Consider the following 24,167-nt stretch of genomic DNA (forward strand, 5'->3'; position numbering starts at 1 on the left):
ACAACCAACAGCCCTCGGGCGAGCAGCCACCCCGGCCGACATCGATCGGAATGGCCGGCCGACATGGCGTCGGAATCGGTGGCCGACTTCGCCGGAATCCGCACGCGGTGCCCTGGACCAGGGCGCGCCCGGCAGCGAGGTCGACCTCGACGCTGACCACGCCGGGAACGCACGAAAGCGCGCGGTGGACGGCGTTGGCGCAGGACCCGCAGGTCATGCCGCCGATGGCGAGAACGGCGCAGTCCCGGTCCTGGCCGGACAGCGCGACGCGCTCGAATGTCGTGCCTTCGGTCATCTTTGGTCTCCTTCATGCGGGCGCCGTTGAGGTGGGGTGTTCCCACGTGGGAGGGTCAACCCGGGGGCCAGCACGAATTCCATGCCCCGCGGCCGGCCTTTCGGGATGAGGCGGCGGGCCGCCGGGAGGGAGCCCACCGCCCTTCATGCCCTACGACCTCAGGCAGCCATCTTGCGGCAGCTCTCGGCGCAGCGGCGGCAGGCCTGAACGCATTCCTCCATGCCGCCGACCTGCTCGCAGGAGCGTGCGCACTCCTCGCAGATCTCCGCGCACTCGCGGCAGGTGTGCTTGTGATGGTGGGTGCCGATGAGCATGAAGTTGGCCGCGGTCTGGCAGATCTCGGCGCAGGCCAGCATGAGCTTGAAGTGCTGCGGCTCGACGTGCTTCCCGCCCTGCTGCAGGCAATGGTTCATGGCCATGCCTAGGCAGGTGCTGTGGCAGCGCAGGCATTCCTCGATGCACGACCGCAGCTCGGGCGACAGGTTCTGCATTTCACGTCTCCGGTCTGATGGCGCCAATGGCTGACGGGCGGCGGAAGTGGCGCCGCTGCTCCCGTGCCCATCGTTACGACTGCGCCCGTTCAGGCGCGGCCGTCCGGGTCGACCCACGACGGGGTCGCCGGGCGTCTCAGGTCAGATGCGGGGTGGGGGAAGCGCCGGGCTGGCGCGGATGCCTGCGGCGGCGGAAGCCGGGCCGGGTGTGAACGCCACCGTGAAGGCCGCATGCGGCCCCAGCTGCGTCGCTGACGGCAGCACCGCGAGAGCGGTGCCGCACAGGCCAGGGCCACAGCAGCACGGCATCACGTGATCCGGACGGCAGGGGGCGTCCGCCATACCCTTGCTGGGGGAGGCAGCAGCGGCGTGGCCCGCTCCGTTGTGGGTCACGGTCTGGACGTGCATCGCAGCGGGGCAAGGCTGGATACCCGCTGCAAAGCCCAGGGCCATGCGGCCCAGCAGGAACACCGCCGCCAGCATCAACCGGACCAGACCGGCCGCCCTGCCCATCCGCCGCAGCCTTCCCTGCATGAAGACGAGCGCTGTAACGCGCGACGTGTGAGGGGTTCCCGGCCGCCACTGAAGCCATCCGGGAACTCTGCCCCGCCGCGTCCATCCTTCAGCCGGGTGCGCTATAGCCGCACCGTCCGCAGCCGCAGCGAGTTGGCGATGACCGAAACCGAACTCAGCGCCATCGCCAGCGCCGCCACCACCGGGCTGAGCAGGATGCCGAGGAAGGGGTAGAGCACGCCCGCCGCGAGCGGCACGCCGAGTGCGTTGTAGACGAAGGCGAAGAACAGGTTCTGGCGGATGTTGCGCATCACCGCGCGCGACAGGTGCCGCGCCCGAGCGATGCCCGCCAGGTCGCCCTTCAACAGCGTCACCCCGGCGCTCTGCATGGCGACATCCGTGCCAGTGCCCATGGCGACGCCGACGTCGGCCTCGGCCAGGGCGGGGGCGTCGTTCACGCCGTCGCCCGCCATGGCGACGACCTTCCCTTCGCCGCGGAGCTTCCGGACGATGCGGTGCTTGTCTTCCGGCAGGACGTCGGCCTCGACCTCCCGGATGCCGAGCCGCCGGGCCACGGCCTCGGCCGTGGTCCGGTTGTCGCCGGTCAGCATGACGATGCGCACGCCGTCCTCGCGCAGGCTCTCCAGAGCCGCGGGGGTGGTCTGCTTGACAGGATCGGCCACGGCGATGACGCCGCCCGGCTTGCCGTCCACGGCAAGGAACAGCGCCGTGCCGCCCTCCCGCCGAAGCTCGTCCGCCCGGGCGGCGAGCTCGCCCAGGTCCATGCTAAGGTCGGCCATCAGCCTGGCATTGCCGAGCGCGACCTTCCGGCCACCGACCGTGCCGGTCACGCCCTTGCCGGTGACGGAGGCGAAGTCGCCCGGCTCCTGGACGACCACGCCTCGTTCCTTGGCCGCGGCGACGATGGCGGCCGCCAGTGGGTGCTCGCTGGAGCGCTCCAGGCTGGCCGCCAGCGGCAGGATCTCGGCCTCGGTGAGGCCCTGCGCCGGGACCACCGCCACCACCTTGGGCTTGCCCTCGGTCAGGGTGCCGGTCTTGTCCACGACCAGGGTGTCCACCTTCTCCATGCGCTCGAGCGCCTCGGCCGACTTGATGAGCACGCCCGCGGTGGCGCCCTTGCCGACGCCCACCATGATGCTCATCGGTGTCGCCAGTCCGAGCGCGCAGGGGCAGGCGATGATGACCACCGAGACGGCCGCGATCAGGGCGTAGGAGAGCGCCGGAGACGGCCCCCAGACCGCCCAGGCGACGAAGGCCAGCGCCGCGACGGCAATGACCGCCGGGACGAACCAGCCCGCCACCGTGTCGGCCATGCGCTGGATGGGCGCCCGGCTGCGCTGCGCCTCGGCCACCATGGCGACGATGCGCGACAGCATGGTGTCGGAGCCCACCTTGTCCGCCCGCATCACTAGCGCGCCGGTACCGTTCACCGTGCCGCCGATGACCTTGTCCCCAGGCGCCTTCTCGACCGGCATGGACTCGCCGGTGACCATGGACTCGTCCACGGCGCCACGGCCCTCCAGCACCACGCCGTCCACCGGAACCCCCTCGCCCGGGCGCACGCGCAGCCGGTCGCCGAGCTGGACGTCCGCCAGCGGGATCTCCTCGTCGGAGCCGTCCGGCCGGATGCGGCGGGCGGCCTTGGGCGCCAGGTTCAGCAGGGCGCGAATGGCGCCGCCGGTCGCCTCGCGCGCCCGCAGTTCCAGCACCTGGCCGAGCAGGACGAGCACGGTGATGACTGCAGCCGCCTCGAAGTAGACGGGGACCACGCCGTCCATGCCACGGAAGCCCGCAGGAAACACCTCCGGGGCCAGGGTGGCCACCACGCTGTAGGCATAGGCCGCGCCGGTCCCGAGCGCGATCAGGCTGAACATGTTCAGGCTGCGGTTCACCACCGACAGCCAGGCGCGGACGAAGAACGGCCACCCGGCCCAGAGCACGACCGGCGTGGCGAGCAGGAACTGAAGCCAGGTGGAGTGTCGCGGCGAGACGAGGTGATGTAGGCCGAGGCCGGGGATGTGGCCGCCCATCTCCAGCACGACGACCGGGAGCGTCAGCACCAGCCCGATCCAGAACCGCCGCGTCATGTCGGCCAGTTCCTCGTTCGGGGCGGCCTCGGCGGTGACCTCCAGCGGCTCCAAAGCCATGCCGCAGATCGGGCAGTTGCCGGGGCCCTCCTGGCGGATTTGCGGATGCATCGGGCAGGTGTAGATCACACCCTTGCGCGGCGGCTGCGTCGGGGCGGGCGCGGTGGCCTCGCAGGGCTTCAGGTACTTGCCCGGGTCCGCCTCGAACTTCGTCCGGCACCCGGCCGAGCAGAAGTGGAAGGTCTGGCCACCATGCTGGAGGCGGTGCTTCGAGGTGGCCGGGTCCACCTTCATCCCGCAGACCGGGTCCGTCACCAGGCTGGCCTCGGCCACTGCGGTATCATGCCCGCCATGGCCGTGGTGATGTCCGGCGTGGTGCCGGTGGCTACTGTGCTCGCCGCTCATGCTTGCCGCCTCCGGTTCAACCCGCAGCGCCGCGGGCCCGTCTGGTTATCAGAAGCACCCAAGGTGGGGCTTCCAACGGTTGGAAGGTCAAGGCGGCCCCGAAGCGCCGCTTGAATGCTGTCCCGGTGTCATGTTCCGTCGCGGGCGACATGCGCATTGACCCCGCGCAATCTCACCCGTCGGCGGATGGCCGCAGCCCCGGGCGCACCGCCAGCAATGCTTTGTTATAAAATCGCGGATCGAGAGTGCGCCGGGCGAGGGGCGGGAATTTTCGCAGCAGAAGCCACCGTCGAAGGCGCCCGGTTCCCGGCCGCCCAGGCGCCAAGTGCCTTCAGCAATGTTTTGACAAACACGGGCTGCGTGAACCGCGAGATGATCGCCGGGTCGCAGGGCGCCAGCCGAGAACCTCCGCAACCCAATCTCGGTGGTGCCCAGTGACTAAGGGGCGGAATGCCGGTCCGCCCGGATGCGCAAACGGGGGGACAGGCTGGGCCTGCCACACGGCGGCGGTCGCCCCCACTGGGTCCATCCCCTTCGCCACGGCCGGAACCCGGCGGGGCGAAGGGGATGGACCCGGCCGGTAAGGAGTGGGAGAAAGACACCATGGCTAAATTCTCTGTATGGTTGAGCCCCCTCGCCCTTGGCGCGGTAGCGATCACATCGCCGTCGCAGGCTGCGGTTTCCACGACGGTGGGCCTCAGCCGCCCGCCCGTCGTCCTCGTCATGGACGACATGATGGGCGGCATGCGCGGACAAGGCATGCAAGGTCAGGGCATGCAAGGTCAGAGCATGCAGGGCCAGGGCTCCGCAGGCTGCGGCCCAGGCCAACCAGGGTGCGGGGCGGCGCCCGGCGGCACCCCGATGCAGGGCATGGGCATGCAGGACCGCATGTCCACCATGGAGCGGCAGCGGATGGGCATGGGCATGGGGCCCGGCATGGCCGGGCAGACGCTCGGCCGGCTCGACGGCCGTCTCGCCTTCCTGCACGCGGAACTCCACATCACCCAGCAGCAGATGCCCGCCTGGGACGCCTTCGCGGCTTCGCTGCGCAGCGCCCGCGACCACCTCGCTGCGGCGCGCACCGCGATGCAGGACGGGAACAAGGCGACGGACCCGCTCGGGAGGCTCGAGGCGTACGAGCGCCACTCGGCGGCGCGTCTCCAGGCTCTGCACGACAGCCGCGTCGCCTTCGCGAAGCTCTACGGCACGCTGGACGACGAGCAGAAGCGGACGGCCGACGAACTCGTGGTCCCGCTCCTGGCGTCGCTCTGACCCGATGCGGCTGGCAGGCACGGCGGCGGGCCGACGCCCCGGCCTGGCAGCCGCGGGCGTGATGGTCCTGCTCCTCGTCGTGGGCGCTCCCGCGCTCGGGCAGACGGACCCCGGTGACCACAGCGCCCACCATCCCCCCCCGGTAGCGGCGCCCACGGAGCAGACGGCGCCGATGGGCAGCACCGCCCCCCAGCAGGGCGGCGGATGCGGCGGCATGATGGGCTGCATGGGAGGGGTGCCGAGGCAGTTCTACCCCTCGCTGATGGAGATGCCCGCGCTCACGCCCGAGGCCCGCCGCCTCATCGAGCGCGAGGCGGGGCGGCGCATCGGCGTGGGGGCCGAGGCGATCACCGACGCGCAGATGCGGATCCACCACGCGATGGCGGCCAACGACCCCGCCGCCGTCCAGCAGGCCGCCGCCGCGGCGCGCGAGGGTCTGCTGCAGGTGGAGAGCGGCGCGGCGGCGCTGTGGGCGGTCAACGAGGGCCAAGCGCCGCGCCGGATCGCGCTCGACTGGTTCAAGGGCCAACTCGGCCTGCCCGAGGCCAAGACCGCCTCCATGGCGCCAACCGAAGGCTGGGGCCTCTCCTGGTACCACCTCACCACGATGGCGTTCCTCGTGGCGTTCCTGCTCGGGACCCTGGCCCTCCAGTATGCCCGGATGCGCCGGGTCGGCGGCCTGGTCCAGCGGCTCGCCAGCGGCCCCACCGGGGGTGCGCTCGGCCCGGCCCCCGCCACCCGGGGACCGGCCCCTTCCGGGCCGCCGCCCGTCCCGCCCGTTGCCGGACCCGGCGGCCCGCCTGCGCCCGCGGAGCCTGAGGCCGCTGCTCCGGCCACCACGCCGACCGCTTCCCCTGCCCCTGCGCCCGCTGTGGCGACGGCGGCCGCGCGGCGGCCCTGGTCGGGCACGCTCCGGGTCGCGGCGATCTTCCCCGAGACGCCGAGCGTGAAGACCTTCCGGCTCGTGGACCCGGACGGCGGCGACATCCCCTTCACCTTCATGCCGGGGCAGTTCCTGACCTTCTCGGCCGAGGTCGACGGCGAGCGGGCGAGGCGCTCCTACACCATCGCCTCCTCGCCGCTCCGGCGTAGCTACGTCGAGGTCACCGTGAAGCGGGAGGATAAGGGGCTCATCTCACGCTACCTGCACGACCGGGGCGCGGTTGGCAGCCTGCTGGAGGTGTCGGCCCCCTCGGGCGTGTTCACCTTCACCGGGACGGACGCGGACAGCATCGTCCTGATCGCGGGCGGGGTCGGCATCACGCCGATGATGAGCGTTACCCGCTACCTGACCGACCGCGCCTTCCCCGGCGAGATCCACCTGCTCTACGGTGTCGCCACGCCGCAGGACCTGATCTTCCGCGAGGAGCTCGAGTACCTGCAGAAGCGGCACCCGAACCTGCACGTGGCCGCGACGGTGTCGCACGCCGAGGGCACCGCCTGGATGGGGGGCACGGGGCGGCTCTCCAAGGACTTCATCGTCCGGGCCGTCCCCGACATCGCCCGGCGGCGCGTCCACCTCTGCGGCCCTCCGCCGATGATGGACGCGGTCAAGGCGGCCCTCGCCGAACTCGGCGTGCCCAGGGAGCAGGTCAGGACCGAGGCGTTCGGCCCGGCCAGGGGCGTCACCCCGGGCACGCCCGCCCCGCTGCCAGCACCCGCTGCCCCGCCCGCCTCCACGCCAGGTGAGCCCTCGGCCGCCCCGGTCCCGCGGATCGCCACGGCCGAGGTCCGCTTCACCAGGTCCGGCAAGACCGCCCCCCTGTCCCCGGAGCAGAGCGTGCTGGAGGCGGCGGAGGCGGTCGGCGTCCCTATCGACTACTCCTGCCGGGTCGGGATCTGCGGCACCTGCAAGGTGCGGCTCCTCGAGGGCTCCGTGACCATGGAGGTGGAGGAGGGATTGCCGCCGGACGAGAAGGCGCGCGGCATCATCCTCGCCTGCCAGGCGAAGTCGATCGGCAACCTGGCGGTCGAGGCGTAGGGTGAACGAGCGCGAGCGCCTGGCCGTCGGGGCCCTCATGACCGTCCTGGCGCTGGTGGCGCCCGGCTTCCTGCTGCACGAGGCGCCGCGCTTCGCGGGCAGCCTCGCGGGCAGCGTGCTCGGCATCGCGGCCGCCAGCCTCTTCCTGCTGCTGCTCGCCTACTCCCTCGCCAAGCGCATCGGCTGGATCAGGGCGGGCGTGGCAAGGCACGCGTCCCTGCGTGCCGTCCTCGTCTTCCACGTCTACGCCGGTGTGGTCGGCGCCGTGCTCGGCGTCCTCCACAGCGGCCACCGGTACCACAGCCCGCTCGGCATCGGGCTGGTGTTGGCGATGCTGGCCGTCGTCCTGACCGGCTTCGTCGGCCGCTACATCCTGGCGCAGCTTGGAACCGACCTGCGCGACCAGCAGGTCATGCTCGGGGTGCTCCGGACGCGTTACGACCTGCTCGCGGCCGAGGCGTCCCGCGCCCGCGGCGAGGGGGTGGCCACCATCCTGCTGCAGCAGAACCCAGGCGCCCTGCTCGCCCTGATGGGCGGCGCCGGGACGCCCGACGCCGAACTCCGGCGCCTGCTCGGCGGCATGGCGGACCTGGAGCACGCTATAGCCCGGCGCGAGGTCCTGAAGCGGGCCCTCTCCCGCTGGACGACGGTGCACGTCGCGGCGGCGCTGGTGATGTACCCGCTCCTCGCGCTCCACATCTGGACCAGCGTCTACTTCGGCCTGCGGTGGCTGCCGTGAGGCTTGGCACCGTGCTCTACTTGGTCCTCGGGATCCTCGGGGCGGCCATCGCCGTCGGGGTTCCGATGGTGGTCTACCGATCCGGCTCGGAGGCGCTGCCCCTCTGGCGCGACGCGGTGGACCCCGGGCCGCTCTCGGCCGCGCACGCCTTCCTGGAGGGACGCTGCGGGGATTGCCACACGCCGAACCGCGGGGTCCAGCCAGTGGCCTGCCTCACCTGCCACGCCACAGACATGCCGACACTCGCCAGGCAGTCGACCGCGTTCCACGCGTCCATCGGCGAGTGCAGCGGCTGCCATGCCGAGCATGTCGGCGTGGACCGGCGCCCGACGATCATGGACCACGCCGTGCTCGCGTCGGTGGGCGCCAGCCGCGCCGCCGCCTCCAGCCATCGGACAGTGGCGGAGACGCGGGTCGACGCGGCGATGGCGCGCCTGCGGTCGATACTGGACGAGGCCGCCGCCGACCTGGGTGCGTCCCCCACGCCCCGCCCGCTGCCGAAGGAGGCGCAGGCCGCGCTCGACTGCAACGGCTGCCACTCCAACCGGGATCCGCACCGGACCCTGTTCGGCCGCGACTGCCAGGACTGCCACGACGTCCTGGCGTGGAGGGTGGCCGGGTATCGCCATCCCTCGCCGACGTCGCAGGACTGCGCGCAGTGCCACCGGGCGCCGCCGAGCCACTACATGATGCACTTCGAGATGGTGTCGCAGATGGTGGCGGGGCAGCACCACGCGAGGGTCGAGCAGTGCTACCTGTGCCACCAGACGGATGCCTGGAACGACATCCGCGGGGTCGGCTGGTACAAGCACCACTGAGCCGGGCGCCTGCACCGGCTTAGTAAGAAGCCGCCGCATGGACGGCGGCTCCCGGGGGAGGTCGCTACTGGCGCTGCGTGCCCCGCTGCCGTTGCATCCCGCCTTGCTCGTGGCCGTGCCCCGTGCCGGGGTTCCCGGGGTGGGTCATCTGGGCGCCGCTGGTGCCCTCGCCCTTGTTGTCCATGGACGGCGTGGGGCCGCCCATGTTCCGCCCGCCCATGCGGCTGTGGTCCATTTCGGCGTTGCTGCTGCCGCCCTGCGGGTTCAGCGTCGGCGCGGGGCCGCCGGGGGCCCGCCCCTGCTGCGACGGACCGCCCATGCGGCTGTGGTCCATCTCGGGACCGGCGCTCCCGCCCTGCGGGTTGAGCGTCGGCTGGGCCAGCGCCGCGCCCGCGGCGAGTGTTCCGATCGCCGCGCCGACGATCGCGATCATGAGGTGCCTGCGGTTCACTGTCGTCTCCGTGGTTGCTGGCGTCGGTGCGCCCTACGCCTAGCCAAAATGGTTACAGCGCAGCCGTCCGCTCCGGGCGCGCACCGGACTCTGGCGCCCCCCCTCCGCGGCGGGAAGGAGCAATGGGGGTGCAGCAATATTTTGTAAGAAACGCCCCGCCTTGGCATTGATCCGGCGCAAGGGTGCAAGGGCGGCAGCGCGCCAAACTGCGAGGGCGAAAGCGGGAGAACCGGCGTGGAACCGAGACCTCATGTTCCCTTCTGGCGCACGCGAGGCGGTGTCGCGCTCCTCGGTTTCCTGGCGGTCGCCGCCTTCTACCTGATAACCGAGCACGCCGCGCACGTCTTCGGCGCGCTGCCCTACCTGCTCCTGCTCGCCTGCCCGCTGATGCACCTCTTCATGCACCACGGGCACGGGCACCGCGAGGCGGACGGCCGCGCTGCGCCGGATGGCGGCGGGCGCGGCCGCGTCCAGGGAGGCATGTCATGACGCACGACGCGCCCGCCTACGGGCTCTGGACCCTGGTCATCCTGAACTCACTGGTCTTCATCGTCTTCGCGTTCAGCTTCGGCAAGCCGCGGACCCCGCGGGACTGGCGCTCCTTCGGCGCCTTCAGCGGCTTCATCGTCGCGCTGTTCGCCGAGATGTACGGCTTCCCGCTGACCATTTACCTGCTCTCGGGCTGGCTGCAGGCGCGCTACCCGGGCGTGGACCTGCTGTCGCACGACGCCGGGCACCTCTGGTGGACCCTCTTCGGCCTGAAGGGCGACCCGCACTCCAGCCCGCTGCACCTCCTGAGCTACGCCTTCATCGGCGGCGGCTTCATCCTTCTCTCCTCGGCCTGGAACGTGCTCTTCCAGGCGCAGCGGCAGCACCGGCTGGCGACCTCGGGCGCCTACGCCTACATCCGGCACCCGCAGTACATCGCCTTCATCGCCGTCATGTTCGGCTTCCTGCTCCAATGGCCGACACTGTTGACCCTGCTGATGTTCCCGGTGCTGGTCGGCATGTACGTCCACCTCGCCCACACCGAGGAGAAGGAGGTGCGCCGGGAGTTCGGGGCGGAGTACGACCGCTACGCTGCCCGGGTGCCAGCCTGGTTCCCGCGGCTGGGCGGCCAAGCCCCGGCCGACCGGCCCCCAGCAGGGTGACGCAGCCATGTCGACGGCAGCGGTTCGCGACGCCCTTGAGAAAGCCGCGAGACTGTTCGCGGAGGACCCGGACAGGGCGAACGCCCCAAGCCCGGCCGTGACCGCCGTCCTCGAGGACGGCCTGTCCTGCCGAATCGGCGGCCCGCTCGGAGACCTCCGCACCGACATGCCAGCCCTCCTGGGCGGGGGAGCGACGGCGCCCAGCCCCGGCTGGCTGCTGCGGAGCGCGATCGCGTCCTGCACCGCGACCGTCGTCGCCATGCGGGCGGCCAAGCTCGGGATAACGCTCGACCTGCTGGAGGTGAGCGTGACGTGCGGAGGCGATGCGCGGGGAATGTTGGGCCTCGACGAAGCCGTGTCGACCGCGATGACCGACATCCGGGTGCGGGTGAGGATCGGCGCCAAGGAGACGCCGGAGGATGTCCTGGTCGAACTCGTTCGCTGGGCCGAGGCGCATGCGCCGGTCACGTGCACCATCCGGAGCGGCCACATTCAGCCCGCGGAAATCCAGTCCGTTAGGCATGCACGATGGCAGCCAAAGCCAGTATGTGGCTGAACAAACCACTGCCGCTGCTGGGAACACCTGACAATGCCGCCATGAGCTTGTGGCAAATCCCTGGGCACCAAGGCGAATTTTTGGGCGGTGCGGTTCGCAGCGGCCGATGGTCTCAAAGGTTTCGTATTTGGCACGTCGCATGCATATCGACAGTGTCCGTGGATCTGCCCCTGATGCTGACCGGGATGGCCAGCGCAGGCTGTTCAACACCCCACGGAGGGAAACCGGTGCCGCGACTGCGGGCCATGCAAAGGGATTGTGAGCCATGAAGCGAGTTCTCGGCCTCCTAGGGTCTGCGGCGCTGGCTGCCCTCCTTGCAGGATGCGCCGAGATGTCGGCGGCCTCGCGGAGCTACCGCTTCGAGGTCCTCGACCAGCAGGTTCGGCCGAGCACGAACGCCGAGGTCCGGGTGCGGCTGGTGCACCTCCCGGACGGCCGCCCCGTGACCGGTGCCGTCATCACCAACCACAAATTCCAAATGCTCATGCCCAACGCCAAGATCATCACGACCCTGATGGTCGAGGGCGCCGGACCGCCGCCGGTCGCCACCGTCGAAGAGGGCAACGGCGTCTACCTCGTGCACTCCGTGGTGCCGATGGCCGGGAACTGGACCATGACCCTCGACGCGCGCGTGCCCGGCGAGCCCGAGCCGATCGAGGGCACCGTGCCCCTCCGCGTCAGGAGCTGAGCGCGACTACGGAGCGAAGTTCGGCTCGTTTCAGGCCGCGCGCCCGTGCAGAGCGGGTGCGTCCCGACATTCCTGCACCTCGACCGTGACGTGCGCGATGCCAAACTCTGCCGGGATCAGCGCCTTGTAGTGCTCCGGCGGCAACGGCAACCCGTAACTGCGCGGAGCAACGCGGCGCTAACTCCCCTTGGTTCCCACGCCCGGAAAAATGCGCCCGGCGCTCTCATCCCCGTGGATGCACCTCGGCTGTCCGCTCGAGTTCTCTTCGGCGCCAGGGCCAGTGGCCCTCTATTTCCACGCTGAGCGAGATGCTGAGGAAGGTCCTGATCAGGACCACGATGGCGAGCACGCCGAGGCTGCCGAAGCTCGGAGTCACCGCCACCGTGCCGATGATGTCGGCCGCCACCAGCATCTCGAGACCAAGCAGGACGCCGCGCCCGAGATCCGCGCGGTAGGCGGGCAACGTCGCGGTCCAGTCCGGTGCCGTTGCTGCCCGGCGCGCGAACCGGATGGTTGCCGCGCAGGCGACGACTAGGATGGTTGTGACGCCAGCGACCTCAAAGCCGTTTGCGATCCAGTGGGCGGCGCGGTCGAGCACGTGGTACGCCGCCCCGTGGGAGCCCAGCGGCTCGGCCGCCATGGCCCTTCCCTCGGGCGAGGCCAGCATCACGATGGCAGCGAACGCGACCACAGGTTGGCTGGCGGGTATGTCCGGCTCGGGCGGGCGGCGTGGCCCGCGCGTCCAGCCGGGGATTGCGGCCAGGCTGCCACCGCACCAGCCTGCCGAGGAGGGGCGAGGAAGATGAGGCGCCCGTCGGAAGCCCCGCCCCGTGCCGCCCCGCTCCTTCACCGGCCCGCGTCGTCCCCGGCGGACGACCACCCGGTTCCTGGCCGCCTGGAATACAACACCGCAAAGCCCTGCTCCGCCGCAGCGTCACGGAAGGCGCGCGCCGCCTCCGCCGCCTCCGACACCGCGCCCACGACGGCCCTCTCCTGCGACAGCAAGGAGTTGCCGGGACGGGCCCGGTGACGGTTCGCCGCGACCTGGGCCGCCGCCGCCGCCGCGACGAGGCGCATCCATGGTTGGAACTCCTCCGACAGGAGATACCGGCTGGTCCGCATCGGGTGCAGCCAGCGCAGCAGTTCCGCCGTCCAAGGATTGGACGCGGTCTGGACCCAGGGCTTCAGGAAGGCGCGGTAGAGGGCGAGACCGGTCTCGGACACGGCGCGGACGCGCTCGAACGCCTCGCGCGGCGGTGGCGCGAAACGCAGGTCCTCGACGGCCCGCGGCTCGAACCTGATGGCGGCCTTGCCCGCCGCCCGATGCGCCTCGCCCGAGGCACCGTCCTCGATCTTCATCTCGTACAGGCCGGGCGCCAGCGCCTCGATCTCGGCGAGGCTGGCGAGGATCGCCCGGTGCTCGTGCCGCGCCACGGCGGCCGAGACGAAGATGCCGAGATGCCCGACATGCGGGTTAATGAGGTAGACGATGCGCTGCCCGGCCGCCTTCAGCGCCTCGGTGCTGCCGTAGACCGCCGGGATCCACCCCAGCGCCTGGTGCGGCGGCGTGATGTCGTCGCCCTCGGAGGCGAAGACTACCAGCGGGTTGCGGACGCGCCGGAGGTCGGCGACGCAATCCTCGCAGATGCGGAAGACCCCCTGCTCGACCTGGTTGCCGATGAACAGGTTCTCGACGATCGCGGCGATCTCCTCGCGCCCGAGAAAGTAGAAGCCGCCCCACCAGCGCTCGAACTGCAGGAAGCGCTCACGTTCGGTGTCCACCTCGGTGAAGAGCCGCGCGTACTTCTCCCAGATGGCCCGCTCCGGCTTCAGGTTCTCGAAGTTGGCGGCGAGCCAGGCGCCATCGAACCGCCCGTCGCCGAGGTCAGCCGCGAGTTCGGCGAGCCAAGCGCCACCGAGCAGGCCGCCCGCGAGGCGCATCGGGTTCACGCCGGACTCGCCTCCCCAGTAGGAGAGCGGAGAGCCGTTCAGCACGGCGGCCCCGACCAGGCCGCAGCAGTCGGCCGAGAGCAGCGCGACGGCCCAGCCAGCCTGGCAGTTGCCGTAGAGCACGGGCGGCTTGCCCGGATGCCGCCCGGCCACCGTCTCGACGAAGCGGCGCAGGGCATGGTGCACGTCGGCCAGCGTCTGCCCCCGGCAGGGCTCGGGGAAGAAGACGACGAAGTAGACCGGATGGCCCTCCCCGAGCGCCATGCCGACCTCGGAATCCTGCTTGAAGCCGCCGATGCCGGGGCCGTGCCCGGCGCGCGGGTCCACGACGATGACCGGCGGCTTCGTCGGATCGGGAGCGACCGCCTGGGTCCCATCGGCGGGCCCCAGGATGCGGAGCAGCGCGTAGTTCGCCGGGTGGGGAAAGGTGCGGGCATCCAGCACCGTCTCCGAGCGGAAGTCGAGAAGTGGCGGCAGGCCTTGGCGCTCATGCTCCAGCATGTCGTCCGCGCGCTGGCGCAGCGTGTCCCAGAAGAGGACCGACCGCTCCCAGACGTCACGTTGGTACTCGAGCAGGTCACTCCAGGACAACGCAGGACCAGACGAGGGGGCGCCAGCCACGCCGACGGAGGCCGTGGGGGCCTCGCCCCGGACAGCGCGGTCGCGCTCCCGCTGGCCGTGCCCGCACGCGGCGGCCTCCTGCCTGCTCGCTGCCGCCTTCACTGCCGTCACCGTGCCGTCCATGGCCATGCCCCTCCTCGCGCGGCTATGCGCGACAGTGAGCTAGGTGGTGGGAGGCAGGTTTGACGTGACGCAAGCTCCGCACGGAGAAATACTTTGTCACGAGCCTGGAGGCACGGCGGGTTCCTTTGGTGTTGACCGCTCGTTGCATGGATCCTACTGCCGTAACGCCGGTACGTCGGCGGACGCCGCGCTCGACAGGGACAGCGAGATGGCGGTGTGGCTCACGACACCATTTCACGGCGCGGCCAGCCAGTGAAGGCATTCAGCCGTCGAATGCTCCTTGCCGCAGGACTGGCAGGGCTCGTTGCCAGCCTTGGCGGTGCTTGGCTGCTGACGCCTGGCGGCCAGAACCGTACCGTCGCGGGAGTTGACGCGGCGACCCTGGCGCGGGGCCAGCAACTCTATACCCAGCACTGCGCCTCCTGCCATGGTGCCGAACTGGAGGGGCAGCCCAATTGGCGCCAACGCCGGGCGGACGGGCGCCTGCCAGCACCGCCGCACGACGCCTCCGGCCACACCTGGCACCATTCGGACGCGCAGCTCTTCGAGCTGACGAAGCGCGGTCCTGCTGGCCTCGTGCCCGGCTACGAGACCGACATGCCTGCGTTCGGCGACGTGCTCGACGACAAGCAGATCCGCGCCGTCCTGCTCTTCATTAAGAGCACCTGGCCCGCAGACATCCGCGCGAGGCAGGAGGCGCTTGGGACGGCGGGCCAGCGGCGCTGAAACGTCGCCATCGAAGACGCGTGTCCAGGGGGCCTGGACGTGCCTTGCCGTGATGCGAGGCTCCGGCGGAGAGCCGTCGCGGCATTGCCAGCGGCAATGGTGCCGCGGCACCAACCCGGCTCCAGCCTTCGCTCCTGGCCGCGCGTCCCGCGCTGCACCAGACATGTTTTGTCATAAAGATTCGGTTGCCTCGGTCCGCACCCGGGACGAACTTGCAGTAACCGAAGCGCCCCGACGGGAAAGACAAAGAGGACGACGATGAACCGAGTGTCCAAGTACGTCGCGATCGCCATCGCAGCCGCGGCGCTGACCGCCTGCACGGCACCAAACCAGGACTCCATGGACCACAGTACCGCGCCGGGCCACGCCTCCGGACAGGCACCGACCCACCTCATGAACGCACCGGGCGGCGGGCCGGAAGTCCACCATCCGGCGTCCGGCCCTGGCACGAGCATCGGCGCCGCTCGACTGGCGCCGACGGGTGGCGGCTCCCCTGAGGTCATCCACGGTGGAACCGGGTCCGGTAGCGCCGGGTCGCCGTATGGTGGGCAGATCACCGGTGGCACCGGGGACGGGGGGCCGACGGTCCAGCACGGGCGCGAAACTCCAGCGCGCGCCAACTGACGGGAGGCGGCCGAAGTCGTGTGTAGGTCGCCGGGACGGAGTNCCCTGACCGGCAGTTCGCTGCGCACTGGTGCCGCCTCGCCCGGCACACGCGCGACCAGCGTCAGGGTCCAGTCACCGGCCATCGGCAGGACGGCGTGGACGCGGTAGACGCCGTTGCCCTCCTCCACCGCCGGGACGGGAGGAGGATTGGGCCCCTCGCCCATCCGGGAAGGAAACACGATGGGAGGCGGCGCGCCGATCCCCGGAGCCACGCGCACCGGGGAAGAGCCATATTCTCGCGCTTGGGTGCCGGGCCGATGCACCATCTCGGACTGGTGCTCGTAGACGACGGCCCCGGCAACCGGGCGGTTGTCCGGCAGATGCAGCAGGCGGACCCGAACCTCGGCATTCTGGCTCGGAGGCACCTGCTGGCTGAGGAGTTCGAAGCGGTAGCTCTCGGACTTCGGCGCCGCGGCGCAACTGGCCAAGGCGGCGGCGAGCGCCATGGAGCACATCATCCGGACGACAGGCCTGATCATCGCTTTCTCCTCCCCATCTCGAGCCCGGTGGCGCCGGGCTCGCTTTCATTGACCTACGTGTGCCTCCGGGGCCTGCTCCGCTTCATGGCTGGAAGTGCCTATGCGGGAAGATGGCGCGCACCGGCGCGGCCCCGGGACGCCGCACCTCGACCTCGAGGCGGTAGTAATCGCGCGGCGGCAGGGTCGCGAAGCCGCCATAGACCGTGGCGCCGTCGAGCGTCATCGGCTCCAGGGCGATCCGCGTCTCGGGGCTGTGCCGACGGCCGTGGATGGTGGCCGTCACCGCGGCATCCGTGACGCGCGCGCCGGTCGCTTCCTCAAACACCGCGACAAGCAGATGATGGACATAGCGGCCTTCCGGCGCGCCGCCGTGCATGCTTTTTCCCGTGTGTTCCGGCGGGTGCCCGCGCACCACGGCGGCCGGGACCACACCGAGGTACACTACCAGGTTTCCCGCGCGGCGGAAGGCGCCTTCGGAATGCACGGCGCCCGCGTCGTGCGGCACGCTGGTGAACGCCAGGCCGATGGCCGCGCCCAGCAGCGCACGGCGGCGCGGAACGGCGCTCGCGGTCGTTTTCCGGATTGCGTCCATCACCCTCTCCCGTCCCTTTGCTCATTCCTTGTCCCGAGCCCCACGCTGAACCGGGAGTCCTGCGCCACCGCCACGACGTCCTCCTGCCGAGGCAGGACCCGGAAGCCCGGCCGTGCGCATCCTGTGAGGAACGCATCCGGATCTCACCCCATCTTGGGTGTGCTCCGCTGCCGCGAGGCCGACTGGCCCCCTGCAGGCACGTTCAGCGCGCACCCTGCATTCCGCCCGGCGAGGTGGAGACCATCTCGGCGGCGGCCCAGAGCACCAGCAGCGCGACAATCGCTTCAGCCGAGACGGAGCGTGCCAGCCTCGCTCCCGCCCCCGGGGCGCGGGCCGCCAGCGCAGGTGTCAGCCGGAAGCGGTGCCAGGCGGCGAAGCCGAGCAGGACCGCCACCAGGGACAGCTTGGCCAGGAGCGCCCAGCCGTACCAGGAGCCGAGGATTTCGCCGATCCCACCGAGGATCCGCCAGGCGAGCAGCAGGCCAGCCGCCACCAGCACCGGCACGGCGGCCACGGCGACGCGGGCCCAGTCCTCGACGAGGCGCGCCACATCCGGTGCATCCCGCCGGGCCGCCCAGGCCAGCGGCGGCAGGCTGCCGATCCAGAAGGCGGCCACCAGCAGGTGGACCAGCAGCAGACCTGCCAGCAACGGTCGCGGGGCGAGTTCGGTGGTGTGGCCGAGCAGCGCGTAGCTGGCACAGACCACGACACCACCGACGGCGGCCAGGGCCGTCCAGCGCGGCCCCAAGGCGAGCGACGCGACCAGCAGCAGGCCAACTCCTCCAAGGCCGTAGGACGCGCCCGCGCGCGACGCGAGCACCACGCCCCAGACCTCCGGGTCGAGGAGGGTCTCCCCCGCCGTGAGCTCGCCCACCTGCGCCGCCAGGACGCCGCTCCCCGCCAGCAGGCCCAACAGGGCGGCGCCCGCCGCCCAGCGCCGCAACCGCGCGCCGTCCACGACCTCGCGGCGGGCGCCGAACAGCAGGGCGAAGAAGGCGAGGCCCGCGCCGCCGAGGCTTCCGGTGTAGTAGGCGGCCCGCAGCGCCACGGCGAGGCCGCCCCACCCAACCTCCCCTGTCCGCAGCAGGGCGAGGATCACCGGGCGGCGGGCTCGACCCGGAAGGCGATTGCGCCGCCGCCGACGTGGCCGTCCTCGGACGAGCCACGCCACTCGACGCGGTAGCCGCCGGGCGGCAGGCGGTCCTGCACCGACGCCCGGACCTCCTGCACCGCGGCGGTGCGCGCGCCCTCGCGGGCGAGCTTCCTCTCGTGCCCGGCCTCGTCCAGCAGCCGCAGCGTCATCACCCGCACCGGCTGGTGGAACATGATGACGATGGCGGGCGGAGCCGAGCCGAGCACCGCACCGTCGGCGGGCTCGGAGTGGTGGACCTCGGAGTGCGCCAGCGCGGGGCCCGCCGCGGCGAGATTCAGGGCAGCGGCGGTCGCTGCGAAAGCGCGCCGCCGGGGATGGAAACCGATCATCTGGGACCTCGGCCTGTGTCAAAGGGCCGCCGCGCCACGCGGCGGCTCAGGTCATGAAATGCCCCCCGCCCAGTGTGCGGAGCAAGACGCAGAGGCCCCTCGGGGGGCGCCAGCAATACTTCGAAATGTGCCCCCGAACGCCGCGTCGGCGCAGGCATCGACGCGGCGCCGCAGCCTGGCCACCTCCGCCTCCGGGCCGAGCAGCGTCGGTGCCGCGCGCAGCACCACGTCGGCGGTTCCGGGCCCGGTGTCGGCGATCTCGATCTCGAAGCGGGGCCTGCGCCGCCACGGGGCCAGGCGCCCGGGCGTCCCGTAGGCCGTGATACGGGCGCCCCGCCCCGTGGGGTCGACCTCCAGCCGGAAGGGGTCGGCCGCGTAGGCGTCGGCCAGGCAGGACGCGAGGCGTGCCGCGCTGGTCCTGACCTCGAGGACGGCGACAGGCGGACGGGCGCGCAGGTCGGGTGGCGTCGCGCAGGCGCCGAGGAGAAGGGCCGAGAGGGCGGCAGACGCGGTCCGGACCACCGCGATGCGCCGGGGCGGCATCAGTGGACGTGCGGCTGGCCCGCCTGCAGGTGGTGCTCGTGGCCGGAGGACGCGGCGGGGTCACCGGCGGAGGGACTGGAGGCGGTGGCGATCCCCTCGCCTGCGGCGTAGGGGGGCGGGTTGGCGCGCCCCATCCCGTCCGTGGGCCCGGCGCAGGCGGCCAGCAGGGCTGCCGCCGCGGCAAGGAGAAGTGCTGTCCGCGCCCGCATGAATCCTCCATTGGTCGGCGTGGTGCCCGAATTGAGCCCGGCAGCCACGGCGAAGTCCCTGGGTTGCGCCGCCATGCTCAGAAGAAGAGGCGGATGCCCGCCACCACGGTCGACTGCGAGGGCTGCTGGCCCAAACGCCGATTCAGCCCGGCCGAGCCGCCGTTGAAGCTCTCGTGGGAATAGCCGATGTAGGGGGCGAACTCGCGTGTGATTTCGTAGCGCAGCCGCACACCGACCTCGGTCCGGTAGATGCCAGGCGCGATCAGCGCGTCGCGGTCCCAGCCGGTCGAGAAGTTCAGCTCCGCCTCGGGCTGCAGGATGAGCCGGTTGGTGATGAGCAGGTCGTAGGAGGCGGAGGCGCGGGCGAGGAAAACGCCATCGCCCCCGACGAACCCTTGCAGCTGCACCTCGAAGAAGCCGGGGGCCAGCCCCTGCAGGCCGAACACGCCATAGGTGCGCGGGGGCGTGCCCTCGCTCGGGTTGAGGCGGAAGTCGTGGCGCACGCCCGCCTGGATGTCCCAGTAGTAGCCGAGCAGGCGGGAGTAGAGCACCTGCAGCTCCGCTCGCTCCAGCCCGCCGCGCTCGCGGTTCGTCTCGCCGCGCGTGTTGATCCAGAGCCGGTGGTAGTCGGTGCCGTAATAGGCCAAGCCCTCCCAGGCGTAGATCGGGGTGCCGCGGCCGTTGCTGCGAACCTCGTTCTGATCGAACAGCACGGCGCCGAAGTAGAGCGGGGGGTGCTCAGCGTCGATGCCATGCGTCTCAGGCGCCAGGAAGCCGCCGCCCGGCGCTGGAGAGGTGCTCGTGGCGGACGTGGCGTGGTTGATGTGTCCGCCGCCCGCCTGCGCCCAGGTCGCAGTGGAGGAGAGCGTCGCGGCGAGCAGGAGGCCCGCCGCCGCGGCCTTCAGTGCTTTGGAGGTCATGCTGGTCTCCCGCGGCGTCAGTGCCGGTGCCCGGCGGGCATGGCGACCGGCATCGGCTGCTGCGCGGAGGCGACGGGCGCGCCGTCGCGGGTGACGCGGAAGATCCGCATCATGCCGGACTCCATGTGGTAGAGCAGGTGGCAGTGGAAGGCCCAGTCGCCCTCCGCATCCACGATGACGTCGACATCGAGCGAGGTGCCCGGCTTGATGTTGACCACGTGCTTGCGCGGGTTGAAGGCGCCGTTGCCCAGGTCCGGCACCATCCACATGCCGTGCAGGTGCATCGGGTGGTTCATCATGGTCTCGTTGATGAAGCGGATGCGCAGCCGCTCGCCGAGCCGGGCGACGATGGGCTGGGCGCGCCAGAACTCGTTGCCGTTCATCGACCAGATGTAGCGCTCCATGTTGCCCGTCAGGCGCACCTCGATGATGCGGTCGTAGGGCCGCCACTCCGGGTCGGCGCGCAGCGGGCGCAGGTCGCGGTAGGACAGCACACGCGCGCCGGGCGGCGCCCCGGTGTCGTGGCGAATCGGGTCGCCCATGGCCGGGGAGGCGGCGCCGTGCGCGTCCGCCGCGCCGTGACCCGTCCCTGCATGGTCCGCCGCGGTTGGACGAGGCACCGGCGTGTGGCCGACATGTGGGTTGTCCGGCGCGCCCCGGTGGCCAGGGTGCCCAGCGGACTGGGCGGCGAGATGCTCGGCATGGCCACCCGGCGACGCGGTCTCCCCCGCTGGCATGGCGTGCGCGCCATGAGACATGCCGGAGGAGGGCCAGACGTGGCCAGGCTGGTCATGCTCGGGACGCGGCGTGCCGCGGTCCAGGCCCGTTGGCCCGGGCGTCATGTACATGTCCGCCATGGTCAGGACCGGGCGCGGGCGGTGCGGCGGCAAGGATTCGACCGGGACATCCATGCGCGGCGCCAGCCGGGCCCTGGCCCAGCCGGTGCGGTCCATGGTCTCCGCCAGGATCTGGTACTGCCGGTCCTCGCGCGGCTCGACGATGACGTCGTAGGTCTCGGCGACCGCGACGCGCAGCTCGTCCACGACGACAGGCTGGATGTTGTTCCCGTCCGCCTGCACGACGGTCATCTTCAGCCCCGGGATGCGTACGTCGAAGTAGGTCATGGCTCCGGAGTTGATGAGCCGCAGCCGCACCCGCTCGCCCGGCCGGAACAGCAGCGTTGCGGGCGTCTCGGGCCGGAAGCCGTTGACGAGATAACGGTAGGTCGCTCCGGTGATGTCAGCTATGTCGGTCGGGTCCATTCGCATCTCGGCCCAGTCGAGCCGGTCGCGGATGATGGCCCGGCGGGCCTCGCCGCTCGGCGCCTGCCCCAGGTCGCGCAGCAGATCGACCAGCGTGCGCCGGTTCCAGTTGTAGTAGCCGGGGTCGCGCTTGAGATTGCGCAGCACCTGCGCCGGGCGCTCGTCCGTCCACTCCGAGAGCTGCACGACGTGGTCTCGGCCGTAACGGAAGGGCTCTGGCGCGCGCGGCTCGATGACGATCGGCGCGTAGAGGCCGCGCTGCTCGTGGTCGAGGTTGTGGGCGTGGTACCAGTAGGTGCCGGACTGCCGGACCGGGAAGCGGTACTCGAAGGTCTCTCCGGGGCCGACGCCCTGCGAGAAGCCGGGGCTGAAGCCGGGCGCGCCGTCCATCGCCGCGGGCAGGATCAGCCCGTGCCAGTGGATGCTGCTTTCCCTGTCCATCCGGTTCGTCACCCGGATCACCGTCTCCTCGCCCTCCCGCAGGCGGATCAGCGGGCCGGGGAACTGGCCGTTGACGGTCACCGCCGGGCGGTCGGTGCCGTTGATGTTGACCACCCGCTCCTCGAGCGTCAGGTCGTAGCGCTGCGCCAGCGCGGGCGCCGCCAGGGCGACGAGCACCGCCCAGGCCAGCGACAGCCGCCGCAGCGCGGTTCCGAAACCGGACACCCTCGACATCGCGCACCTCCCGTCCCGGCCCAGGGATGTCGCCCGAGGCCCCGCACCAGCATGTTTGTGGAAGGTGACGTTTCCGGGTTCCGGCGGCAACGCACGAGAGTTCCCCAGACATACTTCGTCATATACGCGCCCCGCCGCAGGTTCAGGCCTTCTCGGCGCGGCACGGTGGAAGCATCCGCCTTCGGAATTCTGACATACTTTGTCACACACCAGCGGCAACGTGGAGCGGCAGCGCGGCTTCAGGTCCGTGCCGGTGCTTCCGGAGAGCGATCGGACTTCATGGCTGGCGCCCCGGAAGCAGTCCGGAGGGAAGGAGACACGCGCATGTCTGACGACTCGCTCGCTGCCGGGGGCGCCTACGATTTCGGCTCGGGACCCGACACGCACCACCTCGCCGTGGGCACCCTGGGCGCCGACGTGCTGGTCGGTTCGGAGGACGCTCAGAACCACCTCTGGGGCCGCGAGGGCGACGACCAGATCGCCGGGGGGCCGCAGGCCGACGCCCTTGAGGGGCAGGGCGGGAACGACGTCCTGGTCGGGCACGACGGCACGGACCTGCTGATGGGCGGGGACTGGAATGACAGCCTGTACGGCGGACCGCAGGACGACGCCGTGATGGGCGGTCCGGGAAATGACTTCCTGGACGAAGGCGCGGGCCACGGCGACCTGAATGGCGGCCCCGGCGACGACACCCTGGTCGGTGGTGCGGGGCCCGACGCCTTCGTCGTCACGCGCGGCAGCGGCGACGACGTCATCAAGGACTTCACCGCCGGGCCCGGCATGTTCGACCACCTGGCGCTCGTGGGCCTGCGGTGGGCGGACCTCAGCTTCGCGGACGGCCCGGACGGCGTGAAGGTCAGCTGGGAAGGCGGCTCGGCCCTGCTCGAGGGCGTGCACAAGGCCGACCTCGCCCAGGACGACTTCATGTTCACCGACAACCCGGATTTGCCGCCGGGCGTGCGGCCGCCGAGCGACCCTGCCGCCGAGCGGCCCTCGCCGAGCACCGACGGGCCGCACATCACCGCCACCACGGACCACCCGGGCGCGCTGCCGAACCAGCATGACGGCGCCGACCAGTTCAGCCTGCGCTTCGACGACCAGTGGATCAGGGTTGGGAGTGACGGGGCAGACACGCTCCGGGGCGGCGATCAGACGAGCAACCACTTCTTCGGCCAGGGCGGGGACGACAGCCTTTCCGGCGGCCTGATGGGGGACGGCCTAACGGGCGGATCCGGGAACGACACCCTTCAGGGCGGCGCGGGCGAAGACCGGCTGATGGGCGGCGACGGCCACGACAGCTTGGTCGGAGGGGACCAGAACGACAACCTCATGGGCGGGGCGGGCAACGACTACCTCGACGAAGGTCCGGGCCACGGCATGCTCGACGGCGGACCAGGAGACGACACCCTGATCGGGGGACCGGGCGCGGACGCCTTCATCGTCATGCCGGACAGCGGCAACGACGTGGTGCTCGACTTCCAGGCCACCGGTCTCGCGCAGGGCGCCTTCGACCACATCGCCCCTGAAGGCATCAACGCGCAGGACCTGACGGTCACCGACACGGACAACGGCGCGCTGATCTCCTGGGACGTGAACCACGACGGCGCCCCGGACGGCTCGATCCTGCTGCAAGGCGTGCCCGTGGCGGACCTCCGCCAGAGCGACTTCATGTTCGACAGCGCTCCGCAGTTCGTGGCGGGGATCAACGACTACGGCTCCTGGTACGTCTTCCGCGAGGACAGCCAGCAGGCAACAGCAGATCAGAACGCGGTTGCGACGAACACGGAGACGAACTCTTCCACCACCGACTACTGCTTCGCCTGAGCCGCAAGGGCGCCGCTCGACCCGGTGCCGGGTAAGAGCATGGCTGAGCGGCGACGCCGGGTGATCTCGCACGGCCGGAGCGGCATTTCAGACCGCTCCGGCCGTGTCGGCCGTGTCGGCCGTCCACCGCTCCCGGGCTCACCGCGTCAGGCTGACCAGCCACGGGCCGACTCACCCACTCCGAACGGCGAGCGTTGACATACTACGTCACAAACCGGGTCGAACTGTCCCGTGATCGAGGAGTTCGCAGTCAGGCGCACCCACTTCCAAGCGGGCGTGCGCCGACCCTGGCCGGTTCCACGCGGTGTCGGAGGCACTTCGAGTCCCAGGTGCGCTCGCCCAGGCCCGGCATCAGATGGAGAAAACGAATGTCTGCAAACAGGCATATCCTCAAAGTGGCAGTTCTCGGCGGCGTCGTGGCCGCGCTCGGCGCCTGTGCCCCACGGCCACAGACGACAGGCTTCCAAGGTGGCGCGCCGTCGCAGGCCCGAGGCACGTCCGGCATAGGCACGGCGCCCGGGGTGGGGGCAGGCGCGGGAACCCCGTCCGTGAATGTGACCGGTGGCGGCCTTGGCGGCGCCGAGTTCACGCATCCTGGGGTCACGGGAACGGGCCACGCGCACTGAG

At 71.2% G+C, this 24,167-nt stretch carries 21 protein-coding genes; 10 read left to right on the forward strand and 11 right to left on the reverse strand.

What is annotated here, in order from left to right:
• From DOO78_RS24540 to DOO78_RS24555, 3 genes are all read right to left on the reverse strand, one after another.
• Positions 1-295, reverse strand: a 295-nt coding sequence (locus tag DOO78_RS24540; protein WP_133258033.1) for a heavy-metal-associated domain-containing protein, incomplete at its 3' end; no start/stop codon positions are given.
• 158 nt (positions 296-453) lie between these two features.
• The gene (locus DOO78_RS24545) at positions 454-786 is read right to left on the reverse strand and encodes a four-helix bundle copper-binding protein (RefSeq protein ID WP_111472530.1); all 333 of its coding nucleotides are present in this window, start codon (positions 784-786) and stop codon (positions 454-456) included.
• A gap of 635 nt (positions 787-1,421) precedes the next feature.
• Positions 1,422-3,812, reverse strand: a complete 2,391-nt coding sequence (locus DOO78_RS24555) for a heavy metal translocating P-type ATPase (protein WP_111472532.1) — start codon at positions 3,810-3,812, stop codon at positions 1,422-1,424.
• 603 nt (positions 3,813-4,415) lie between these two features.
• Here DOO78_RS24555 and DOO78_RS24560 point away from each other — a divergent pair.
• The 4 genes from DOO78_RS24560 to DOO78_RS24575 are packed head-to-tail and all read left to right on the forward strand — an operon-like array spanning position 4,416 to position 8,622.
• Positions 4,416-5,084, forward strand: a complete 669-nt coding sequence (locus DOO78_RS24560) for a Spy/CpxP family protein refolding chaperone (RefSeq protein ID WP_165839066.1) — start codon at positions 4,416-4,418, stop codon at positions 5,082-5,084.
• Positions 5,085-5,088: 4 nt separating this feature from the next.
• A complete protein-coding gene (locus DOO78_RS28505; protein ID WP_111472534.1) occupies positions 5,089-7,065 on the forward strand; it encodes a 2Fe-2S iron-sulfur cluster-binding protein in 1,977 nt (658 codons plus the stop codon).
• 1 nt (position 7,066) lies between these two features.
• Positions 7,067-7,804 (forward strand): hypothetical protein, encoded by a 738-nt coding sequence (locus tag DOO78_RS24570; protein ID WP_207803042.1) that lies wholly within the window; start codon positions 7,067-7,069, stop codon positions 7,802-7,804.
• A gap of 11 nt (positions 7,805-7,815) precedes the next feature.
• Positions 7,816-8,622: a cytochrome c3 family protein gene (locus DOO78_RS24575; RefSeq protein WP_243634776.1), complete on the forward strand. Its 807-nt coding sequence runs from the start codon at positions 7,816-7,818 to the stop codon at positions 8,620-8,622.
• 64 nt (positions 8,623-8,686) lie between these two features.
• Here DOO78_RS24575 and DOO78_RS24580 read toward each other — a convergent pair whose 3' ends face one another.
• The gene (locus DOO78_RS24580) at positions 8,687-9,055 is read right to left on the reverse strand and encodes a hypothetical protein (RefSeq protein WP_128080147.1); all 369 of its coding nucleotides are present in this window, start codon (positions 9,053-9,055) and stop codon (positions 8,687-8,689) included.
• Between the two features lie 252 nt (positions 9,056-9,307).
• Here DOO78_RS24580 and DOO78_RS24585 point away from each other — a divergent pair, with 252 nt between their 5' ends.
• The 4 genes from DOO78_RS24585 to DOO78_RS24600 all read left to right on the forward strand — a co-directional run bounded on the left by DOO78_RS24585 (position 9,308) and on the right by DOO78_RS24600 (position 11,468).
• A complete protein-coding gene (locus DOO78_RS24585) occupies positions 9,308-9,562 on the forward strand; it encodes a DUF2933 domain-containing protein (protein ID WP_111472536.1) in 255 nt (84 codons plus the stop codon).
• Complete coding sequence (locus tag DOO78_RS24590; protein WP_111472537.1) at positions 9,559-10,224, forward strand: methyltransferase family protein; 666 nt, start codon at positions 9,559-9,561, stop codon at positions 10,222-10,224. The genes DOO78_RS24585 and DOO78_RS24590 overlap by 4 nt, the downstream gene beginning before the upstream one ends.
• Positions 10,225-10,231: 7 nt before the next feature.
• Positions 10,232-10,780 (forward strand): OsmC family protein, encoded by a 549-nt coding sequence (locus DOO78_RS24595; RefSeq protein WP_111472538.1) that lies wholly within the window; start codon positions 10,232-10,234, stop codon positions 10,778-10,780.
• Positions 10,781-11,111: 331 nt separating this feature from the next.
• A complete protein-coding gene (locus tag DOO78_RS24600; RefSeq protein WP_111472539.1) occupies positions 11,112-11,468 on the forward strand; it encodes a FixH family protein in 357 nt (118 codons plus the stop codon).
• 223 nt (positions 11,469-11,691) lie between these two features.
• On the opposite strand, the gene DOO78_RS24605 is transcribed toward DOO78_RS24600, so the two are convergent.
• Both DOO78_RS24605 and DOO78_RS24610 read right to left on the reverse strand, forming a co-directional pair.
• Entirely contained in the window at positions 11,692-12,108 is a 417-nt protein-coding gene (locus DOO78_RS24605; RefSeq protein WP_111472557.1) for a DUF1622 domain-containing protein, read from the reverse strand.
• Positions 12,109-12,314: 206 nt separating this feature from the next.
• The gene (locus DOO78_RS24610) at positions 12,315-14,009 is read right to left on the reverse strand and encodes a DUF3141 domain-containing protein (protein ID WP_243634777.1); all 1,695 of its coding nucleotides are present in this window, start codon (positions 14,007-14,009) and stop codon (positions 12,315-12,317) included.
• Positions 14,010-14,414: 405 nt separating this feature from the next.
• On the opposite strand from DOO78_RS24610, the gene DOO78_RS24615 reads away from it, so the two are divergent.
• The gene (locus DOO78_RS24615; protein ID WP_243634778.1) at positions 14,415-14,888 is read left to right on the forward strand and encodes a c-type cytochrome; all 474 of its coding nucleotides are present in this window, start codon (positions 14,415-14,417) and stop codon (positions 14,886-14,888) included.
• Positions 14,889-16,115: 1,227 nt separating this feature from the next.
• On the opposite strand, the gene DOO78_RS24620 is transcribed toward DOO78_RS24615, so the two are convergent.
• The 5 genes from DOO78_RS24620 to DOO78_RS24650 all read right to left on the reverse strand — a co-directional run bounded on the left by DOO78_RS24620 (position 16,116) and on the right by DOO78_RS24650 (position 21,716).
• Positions 16,116-16,625 (reverse strand): hypothetical protein, encoded by a 510-nt coding sequence (locus DOO78_RS24620; protein WP_111472542.1) that lies wholly within the window; start codon positions 16,623-16,625, stop codon positions 16,116-16,118.
• Between the two features lie 202 nt (positions 16,626-16,827).
• Entirely contained in the window at positions 16,828-17,724 is an 897-nt protein-coding gene (locus DOO78_RS24625; protein ID WP_111472543.1) for a CopD family protein, read from the reverse strand.
• A complete protein-coding gene (locus DOO78_RS24630; RefSeq protein ID WP_111472544.1) occupies positions 17,721-18,107 on the reverse strand; it encodes a copper resistance CopC family protein in 387 nt (128 codons plus the stop codon). Before DOO78_RS24630 ends, DOO78_RS24625 begins: the two co-directional genes overlap by 4 nt.
• An 829-nt stretch (positions 18,108-18,936) precedes the next feature.
• Positions 18,937-19,779, reverse strand: coding sequence for a copper resistance protein B (locus DOO78_RS24645; RefSeq protein ID WP_111472547.1), 843 nt, complete (start codon positions 19,777-19,779; stop codon positions 18,937-18,939).
• 17 nt (positions 19,780-19,796) lie between these two features.
• Entirely contained in the window at positions 19,797-21,716 is a 1,920-nt protein-coding gene (locus tag DOO78_RS24650) for a copper resistance system multicopper oxidase (protein WP_111472548.1), read from the reverse strand.
• 324 nt (positions 21,717-22,040) lie between these two features.
• On the opposite strand from DOO78_RS24650, the gene DOO78_RS24655 reads away from it, so the two are divergent.
• Positions 22,041-23,540, forward strand: a complete 1,500-nt coding sequence (locus DOO78_RS24655) for a calcium-binding protein (protein WP_207803044.1) — start codon at positions 22,041-22,043, stop codon at positions 23,538-23,540.
• Positions 23,541-24,167 lie beyond the last annotated feature (627 nt).

The sequence above is a fragment of the Roseicella frigidaeris genome (genome assembly GCF_003258945.1).
Lineage (GTDB): Bacteria > Pseudomonadota > Alphaproteobacteria > Acetobacterales > Acetobacteraceae > Paracraurococcus > Paracraurococcus frigidaeris.